Raw genomic sequence first — 8,724 nt, 5'->3', positions numbered from 1 at the left:
AAGCCTGCCGCAAGGCTCTGAGCGCCGGCCAGCCTGTCGTCACCGAGGAGGCGCTTCACGGCGGCGCCGCGCGCCAGGTCCTGCTCACGACCCATCGTCCCGTTCGCCTTGCCGGACGCGAGCTCCTGATCTCGGCGTCTTCCGACATCACCGAGCAGAAGAATTTCGAGGACCAGCTGTTCCGCTCGGCCTATTTCGACGAGTTGACCGGACTGCCCTCGCGGCGCGTGATCGAGCATCGCGCCAACAATCTGCTTGCGGAGAATCGCAGCGGCGAACGTTTCGCGCTGGCCTTCCTCGACGTCGACAATTTCAAGCACATCAACGACTATTACGGCCACGCGGTCGGCGATGCGCTGCTGGTCGAGCTGTCGAAGCGGCTCGGTCGCGACTTGCGTGACTCCGACATGCTGTCGCGCATCTCCGGCGACGAATTCCTGCTGCTGCTGTCGCCGATCCAGAGCCAGGAGGAGGTCGCCGAATTCATGCAGTCGACGCTGGAGCGGCTGACCGCGCCGTTCTTCATCGACCATTCGGAGGTCTTCGCCTCGACCTCGGTCGGCATCAGCCTCTATCCCGACCACGGCAGCAGTTTCGAGACGCTGCGCCAGAACGCCGACATCGCGATGTACCGTATCAAGAACAACGGCAAGGGACTGGCCGCCTTCTTCGATGCCAGCATGGAGCGCGAGGCGCAGGCGCGGATGAAGGTCGAGCAGTCGCTACGGCTCGCCATCCTGGAAAAGCGCTTCTGCTGCGCCTTTCAGTCCAAGGTCGACATTCGCACCCAGGCCGTGAAGGGCATCGAGGCCCTGGTGCGCCTGCGCGACGACGAAGGAGTGATCCAGGCGCCCGGCTCGTTCATCAATCTCGCCAGCGAGCTCGGCCTGATCGACGAGCTGACTCACCTCGTCCTCGCCGAGATCGTCAAGTCGATCGACCTGATCAACGAGACGTTTGGCGCGGAAGCGACCATCAGCATCAACGTCGCCGCCAAGCAGGCCGGCAATCCCGAATTCATGCGCAGCTTCGCGCAGGCGCTGGACGACACCGGATTTCCCAACCGCTTCATGATCGAGCTGACGGAAGATGCCTTCGTCGCCAAAAATCATTTCCAGGACGAGATCCTGCCGGCGTTCCGCAAGCTCGGTGTCGGCATCTCGATCGACGATTTCGGCACCGGCTATTCCTCGCTCTCCGCGCTGGCCGACATCACCGCCGACGAGATCAAGATCGACCGCTCCTTCATCACCGACATTCATAAGCGCCCGCGCAGCCAGGGCATCCTGCGCGCGATCGAATCCTTGAGCGAAGCGCTCGGCATGACCGTGATTGCCGAGGGTCTCGAATCCTACGAGGAGCTCGCCTATCTCCAGGCCGCGACCAAGATCCGCTACGCGCAGGGCTATTACTTCTCCCGGCCGATCTTCCTGGAGGAGCTGAAGCTCGCAACGCCGCTCTCCAGCGAAGCCCGGGCGAGCGTTGCAAGCCGCCCGCACCAGCAGAACCGCCAGGGCTATTCGCGCGCGAGCGGGTATCGAAGGTAGGGCACGTTCCTCGACCACCCAACAAACTCCTGATTCCGTCATCCTGAGGTGCAAGTGGCGCTCGCGCCGCGAGCCTCGAAGGATGCACGGCCCGCCAGCCGGGCCCGTCGCCCTTCGAGGCTCGCTGCGCTCGCACCTCAGGGTGACGGGAGGTCGATCGCGAGCGGGGTATTGGCGTTAACCCCGCTGCATCGATTCCCCCTTTGAAATCGCTACCCTTTTGCTGATACACAGGCGGACTTCCCGTGGGATATGTCATGTCCGCCGCTTCCTCCTCGATCAGCGATCCCGCCTATCTCCGTGCGCGCGCGATGGAGACGCTGTTCGAGCGGCTGGAAAAGCTCTGCGAGGGCGCGATCGCGATCGACCGCGGCGGACGGGTCGTGTACGTCAACGAAAAATATCTCGCCGCGCTCGGTCTCAAGCGCATCAGTGAAGCGATGGGGCGGCCGATCGAGGAGGTCATCCCCAACAGCCTGATGCGCAAGGTGGCCGAGACCGGCGAGCCGATCCTGCTCGACATCATGGAGCTCGGCGGCGAGCAACTCGTCGTCACCCGCATGCCGATCGAGGACGAGAACGGGACGGTGATCGGCGCGATCGGCTTCGTGCTTTATGACCACCTCGAAAGCCTGAAGCCGCTGCTCGCCCGCGTCGCCCAGCTCGAGAGCGATCTGCGGCTGGCACGGCGGCAATTGTCCAATGCCCGCGCCGCGCGCTTCACCTTCGCCGACTACGTCGGCACCACGCCGGGAATTGCCCAGGCCAAGGCGCTGGCAAGCCGCGCCGCGCGGCAGAGCGTCACGGTGCTCCTCACCGGCGAGACCGGAACGGGCAAGGAGATGCTGGCGCAGGCGATCCACAATGCTTCGTCCCGTGCGGAGAAGCCGTTCGTCAGCGTCAATGTCGCCGCCGTCCCGGACACACTGATCGAGTCGGAGTTCTTCGGCACCGCGCCGGGCGCCTATACCGGCGCCGACCGACGGGGACGCGAGGGCAAATTCCGGATCGCCGACGGCGGCACGCTGTTCCTCGACGAGATCGGCGAGATGCCGCTGCAATTGCAGGCCAAGCTGCTGCGCGTGCTGCAGGAGCGCGAGATCGAGCCGCTTGGCTCGGACAAGATCTCCAGGATCGACGTGCGCGTGGTCGCAGCGACCAATGTGGACTTGCGCAAGCGCGTCAGCGACGGCACGTTCCGCCCCGACCTCTATTATCGCCTGAACGTGCTCTCGATCGAGCTGCCGCCGCTGCGCCAGTGCCTGGACGATCTCCCGGACATCTGCGCCCGGCTGCTCGAGGACATCAGCGCCTCCGGCGACTACGTCAAGGCGAAGATCACGCCGAGCGCGCTCGCCGCGCTCGCACGCTACGATTGGCCGGGCAACGTCCGGGAGCTCCGCAACATCCTGGAGCGGGCGCTGATCCTCAGCGATTCCGGCCGGCTGACCGGCGAGGATTTCGCGCGCATCCTTCCCGTCGGCACCGAGATCAAGCCGGCTGCGCCCGAGCGCGCGGCCGGAACAATCGTGCCCTATGCCGAGGCCGAGGCCGAATTCGAGAAGCACACGCTCGAACAGGCACTCGCCGCCAGCAATGGCCAGATCTCCGAGGCCGCCAGGATGCTGCGGATCTCACGCGCGACCTTCTACAAGAAGCTCGCCAAGTTCGGCCTCGCCTCGGGACCGGCCTCCGTCTGAGTTTCGAGACACCGGACTGTCCGGAGTCTCGGAATCCGGACATGGCGTCTCGACGCTCCTTCCGGCCACCGATGCGGGAATTGCCGTCTTTTAAGCCCTTTTGCGCAAACCCTCCGCATCTGGCGCGGACCTTGCTCTTCGCTTTGCACAATGACGCATGCTGCACATGCGCATTCGCAACCAGGGAGGACGCAAGATGAGTGAAGCGATCACGGTCCATCAGCTTCAGGCGAGACAGCCCTCGCACGTCACGGTCGCCACCGCGAGCCTGATCGGCACGGCCATCGAGTGGTACGACTTCTTCCTTTACGGCACCGCCGCGGCGCTGATCTTCAACAAGCTGTTCTTTCCGACCTTCGACCCCATGATGGGAACGCTGTTGGCGTTCGCGACCTACGCGCTCGGCTTCATCGCGCGTCCGCTCGGCGGCGTCGTGTTTGGGCATTACGGCGACAAGATCGGCCGCAAGACCATGCTGTATCTGACGCTGCTGATCATGGGCGTGGCGACAGCGGCGATCGGATTCCTGCCGACCTACGAGACCGCCGGCATCTGGGCCGCCGTCCTGCTCGTCACCTGCCGCCTGATCCAGGGCTTTGGCCTCGGGGGCGAATGGGGTGGCGCGGTGCTGATGGCAGTCGAGCACGCGCCGGCGGACAAGAAGGGCTTCTACGGCAGCTGGCCGCAGCTCGGAGCGCCGCTCGGCCTCGTGCTCGGCACGCTCGTTTTCTCGGTGGTGTCGGCGATGCTGACCGACGCGCAGCTCCTCGCCTGGGGCTGGCGCATCCCGTTCCTGTTCTCGATCGCGCTGGTGCTGGTCGGCCTGTGGATCCGCTTCACCATCGCGGAATCCCCGGAGTTCCAGAAGGTCAAGGACACCAAGCAGGAAGTGAAGATGCCGATCCTCGAGGCCATCAGGATGTACCCGAAGAACATCCTGCTGGCGATGGGCGCGCGCTTCGCCGAGAACGGCTTCTTCTACATCTATGCGACCTTCGTGCTCGCCTATGCCACGCAATCGCTCGGCATGAACAAGCAGGACATGCTCAACGGCGTGCTGATCGGCGCGGCGATCGAGACCTTCACCATCCCGGCCTTCGGCGCGCTGTCCGACCGCGTCGGGCGGCGGCCGGTCTACATCTTCGGCGCGGTGTTCTCGGCGCTGATGTCTTTCCCGCTGTTCATGCTGCTGGCCACCAAGAACCCGCAATATGCCTGGATCGCGATCGTGCTCGGCCTCGCCATCGGTCATGCCGCGATGTACGGCCCGCAGGCGAGCTTCCTGTCGGAGCTGTTCGGCACCAAGGTGCGCTATAGCGGCGTCTCGCTCGGCTACAACCTCGCCTCGATCTTCGCCGGCGCGCTGTCGCCGCTGATCGCGACGGGATTGATGACGGCCTACGCGCCTGCCACCTGGCCGATCTCGCTCTACATGATCGCGCTGGCGCTCATCACCATCGTGTCGGTCTATTTCGCCACCGAAACACGCAAGATAGTTCAGGGCTGAGCGTCCTGATGACGTTTTCATCGCGAGGAGCGGCCTGTTCCACGGCTGCTCCTCGCGATAGGATCAATGCACAACAACGGCAGACGATCGAAGGGACCGGGAGGCACGCCGTGAGCCATCATCCAGCTCTGCCCTATTTGCGCAATTCCGAGAAAGGCAAGGTCGTCACGGCCGCCGAAGCGGTTATGCTGATCCGCGACGGCGACACGGTGGCGACCGGCGGCTTCGTTGGCATCGGCTTTGCCGAGGAGATCGCAATCGCGCTGGAGGAGCTGTACCTCTCCCATGAAGGCGATGCGCCCTATACGCAGGGCAAGCCGCGCAACCTGACGCTGGTCTATGCGGCGGGCCAGGGCGACGGCAAGCAGCGCGGCCTCAATCATTTCGCACATGAAGGCCTGGTCCGGCGCGTGATCGGGGGGCATTGGGGGCTTGCGCCGAAATTGCAGCAACTCGCGATCGCGAACCAGATCGAGGCCTATAACCTGCCGCAGGGCGTCATCACGCATCTGTTCCGCGATATCGCCGCGCACCGGCCCGGCCATGTCACCCGCGTCGGCATCGGCACCTTCGTCGACCCCCGGCAGGGCGGCGGCAAGCTGAACGCACGCACCACCGAGGACATGGTGGAGCTGATCAGGATCGGCGGCGAAGACTGCCTGCTCTACAAGACCTTTCCGATCAATGTCGGGATCATCCGCGCCACCACAGGCGATCCCGACGGCAACCTCACCATGGAGAAGGAGGCGCTGACGCTGGAGGCGCTCGCCATCGCCATGGCGGCGCATAATTCCGGCGGCATCGTCATCGCCCAGGTCGAACGCGTGGCCGAGGCCGGCAGCCTCAATCCGCGCCAGGTCAAGATTCCCGGCATCCTCGTCGACTGCGTTGTGGTGGCCAAGCCCGAGAACCACTGGCAAACCTTCGGCACGCAATACAATCCGGCATTCTCGAGCGAGATCCGCGTCCGTGCCGCCTCGCTGTCGGTGATGCCGGTCAGCGAGCGCAAGATCATCGCCCGTCGCGCCGCCCTCGAGCTGAAGGCCAACAGCGTCGTCAATCTCGGCATCGGCATGCCCGAGGGGATTGCCTCCGTGGCCAATGAGGAGCGGATCATCGACCTGATCACGCTGACGGCGGAGCCCGGCGTGATTGGCGGGATCCCCGCGAGCGGCATCGATTTCGGCGCGGCGATCAACACGCAGGCGGTGATCGACCAGCCGTATCAGTTCGACTTCTACGACGGCGGCGGCCTCGATGCGGCCTTTCTCGGGCTCGCCCAGGTCGATCGTGCCGGCAACCTCAATGTCAGCAAGTTCGGGCCGAAACTCGCAGGTGCCGGCGGCTTCATCAACATCAGCCAGAACGCCAAGGAGGTCATCTTCGTCGGCACCTTCGGCGCGGGCAGGCAACGCATCGCAGTGAACGACGGCAAGCTCGTCATTCTCGACGAGGCGCCATCGCGCAAGTTCGTGGACAGCGTCGAGCACGTCACCTTCAGCGGCCCGTTCGCCGCCACGCGCAAGCAGCGCACGCTTTACGTCACCGAGCGCTGCGTGTTCGAGCTGCACCCCGACGGGCTCGAGCTGACGGAAGTCGCGCCCGGCATCGATATCGAGCGCGACATCTTGCGCCTGATGGATTTCAAGCCGTTGATCCCGCGCGATCCCGCCTTGATGGACGCGCGCATCTTCGGCGAAGGTCTCATGGATCTGCGCGAGCGCCTGCTCACCATTCCGCTCGATCAGCGCTTCACGCTGGACGAGCAGCAGAACCTGTTCTTCGTCAACCTGGAGCGTTATCCGCTGCGCAGCAAGGCCGAGATCGACACCATCGCTGATATCGTCGAGGCCAGGCTCGCTCCGCTCGGCCGCCGGGTCTACGCCATCGTCAATTATGACAATTTTTCCATCCTGCCGGAACTGATGGACGATTATTCGGCCATGGTGCGCAGTCTCGTCGATCGCTTCTATTCCGGCGTGTCGCGCTACACCACGTCGGGCTTCCTGCGCATCAAGCTCGGCGAAGCCCTGGAGAGGCGCGGCGTCGCGCCGCATATTTTCGAAAGCGCCGATGAGGCGCAGTCGGATCGGCGTCAGGCCGAAGGAGCCGGCAACGAGCGGCTAGCCCAAAAATGATGCATGTTCAAAAGGCCGACACGCTCGGCCGGAAGGTTCAATTGCAATGTTCGTAACGTTGTGCAAATCGCTGTTGCCGAGAAACTTTAAATCAGGAGGGACCATCGTGCGTCGATCACTCATCATAACAACAACCATCCTCGCGCTCGCCGCGGGCACCTCCGCACGGGCCGACGATCTCAAGGTCGCGCTGATCTACGGCAAGACCGGCCCGCTCGAGGCCTATGCCAAGCAGACCGAGACCGGCCTGAAAATGGGCTTCGAATACGCCACCAAGGGCACGATGACACTCGATGGTCGCAAGATCGTCATCATCACCAAGGACGACCAGGGCAAGCCGGACCTTTCGAAGGCCGCGCTCGCCGAAGCCTATCAGGACGACAAGGCCGACATCGCGATCGGCACGACCTCGTCGGCAGCCGCGCTCGCCATTCTCCCGGTCGCCGAGGAAAACAAGAAGATCCTGATCGTCGAGCCCGCCGTCGCGGATCAGATTACCGGCGAGAAGTGGAATCGCTACATCTTCCGCACCGGGCGCAACTCCTCGCAGGACGCCATCTCCAACGCGGTCGCGATCGGCAAGCAGGGCGTCACCGTCGCGACCCTGGCGCAGGACTATGCCTTCGGCCGCGACGGCGTCGCCGCCTTCAAGGAGGCGCTCGCCAAGACCGGCGCGACGCTCGCTGCGGAGGAATATGCCCCGACCTCCACCACCGACTTCACCGCTGTAGGCCAGCGCCTGTTCGACGCGCTGAAGGACAAGCCGGGCCGCAAGGTGATCTGGGTGATCTGGGCCGGCGCAGGCAATCCGCTGGCCAAGCTCCAGGACATGGACCCGAAGCGCTACGGCATCGAGCTTTCCACCGGAGGCAACATCCTGCCGGCGCTCGCCGCCTACAAGGGCCTCCCCGGCATGGAAGGCGCGACCTATTATTTCTACGAGATCCCGAAGAACCCGGTGAACGACTGGCTGGTCGCCGAGCACCAGAAGCGCTTCAACGCGCCGCCGGACTTCTTCACCGCTGGCGGCTTTGCCGCCGCGATGTCCGTCGTCGCCGCCGTCACCAAGGCGAAGTCGACCGACACCGAGAAGCTGATCAATGCGATGGAAGGCCTGGAGTTCGACACGCCGAAGGGCAAGATGGTGTTCCGCAAGGAAGACCATCAGGCGCTGCAGAGCATGTATCACTTCAAGGTCAAGGTCGATCCGAACGTCGCCTGGGCCGTGCTCGAGCCGGTGCGCGAGCTGAAGATCGAAGACATGGACGTGCCGGTCAAGAACAAGCGCTGAGCTTTCTTGCTTCACCTCTCCCGCTTGCGGGAGAGGCCGGGAGAGGGCTCTCAACTCTTGGGGAGTCTTCGTCGCGGAAACACCCTCTCCCCAACCCTCCCCCGCAAGCGGGGGAGGGGGCGCACTGTGATCGCGGACATAGCTCCATCTCACACTCACCCGACACACAATGACCCTCACCCTCGAAACCCGCGACCTCACCATTCGCTTCGGCGGCCATGTCGCGGTCAATAACGTGACCTGCACGTTCCGTCCGGGCGAGCTCACCGCGATCGTTGGGCCGAACGGCGCCGGCAAGACCACCTATTTCAATCTGATCTCGGGCCAGCTGCGCGCCTCGAACGGCAGCATCCTGTTCGGCGGCACCGACATCACCCAGCACTCCGCGCCGCTGCGCACCCGCGCGGGCCTCGGGCGCGCCTTCCAGCTCACCAATCTCTTCCCGAACCTCACCGTGGAAGAGAACGTTCGCCTCGCGGTGCAGGCCGCCAGCGGCACCCATTACGACATGCTGCGGCCCTGGACGGTCCGCCGCGACCTG

At 64.4% G+C, this 8,724-nt stretch carries 6 protein-coding genes; all 6 read left to right on the top strand.

Features of this window, described 5'->3' with window-relative positions:
• A partial coding sequence (locus MOV75_RS17925) for a bifunctional diguanylate cyclase/phosphodiesterase (RefSeq protein WP_247006296.1) occupies window positions 1-1,547 on the top strand: 1,547 nt, incomplete at its 5' end.
• A gap of 257 nt (window positions 1,548-1,804) precedes the next feature.
• Window positions 1,805-3,247 carry a sigma-54-dependent Fis family transcriptional regulator gene (locus tag MOV75_RS17920; protein ID WP_246927514.1) on the top strand — a complete coding sequence of 481 codons (1,443 nt, stop codon included), beginning with the start codon at window positions 1,805-1,807 and terminating at the stop codon, window positions 3,245-3,247.
• A 196-nt stretch (window positions 3,248-3,443) separates the two neighbouring features.
• Window positions 3,444-4,754 (top strand): MFS transporter, encoded by a 1,311-nt coding sequence (locus MOV75_RS17915; RefSeq protein WP_246927499.1) that lies wholly within the window; start codon window positions 3,444-3,446, stop codon window positions 4,752-4,754.
• A 110-nt stretch (window positions 4,755-4,864) separates the two neighbouring features.
• Window positions 4,865-6,892 (top strand): acyl CoA:acetate/3-ketoacid CoA transferase, encoded by a 2,028-nt coding sequence (locus MOV75_RS17910; protein WP_309486829.1) that lies wholly within the window; start codon window positions 4,865-4,867, stop codon window positions 6,890-6,892.
• Between the two features lie 106 nt (window positions 6,893-6,998).
• Complete coding sequence (locus MOV75_RS17905) at window positions 6,999-8,183, top strand: substrate-binding domain-containing protein (protein WP_246927495.1); 1,185 nt, start codon at window positions 6,999-7,001, stop codon at window positions 8,181-8,183.
• A 169-nt stretch (window positions 8,184-8,352) separates the two neighbouring features.
• Window positions 8,353-8,724: ATP-binding cassette domain-containing protein (locus MOV75_RS17900; protein ID WP_247006295.1), on the top strand; the 372-nt coding region annotated here is incomplete at its 3' end.

Origin of the sequence: Bradyrhizobium sp. PRIMUS42, from assembly GCF_023006515.1 — a bacterium.
GTDB lineage: Bacteria > Pseudomonadota > Alphaproteobacteria > Rhizobiales > Xanthobacteraceae > Bradyrhizobium.
Note: the sequence above shows the minus strand (reverse complement) of the source record. Positions and strands in the feature narration are given on the sequence as shown.

What these genes read in the sequence shown, in the direction of transcription:
- MOV75_RS17920 (WP_246927514.1), top strand. Translation starts at nt 1,805, where the DNA reads ATGTCCGCCGCTTCCTCCTCGATCAGCGATCCCGCCTATCTCCGTGCG.
- MOV75_RS17915 (WP_246927499.1), top strand. Translation starts at nt 3,444, where the DNA reads ATGAGTGAAGCGATCACGGTCCATCAGCTTCAGGCGAGACAGCCCTCG.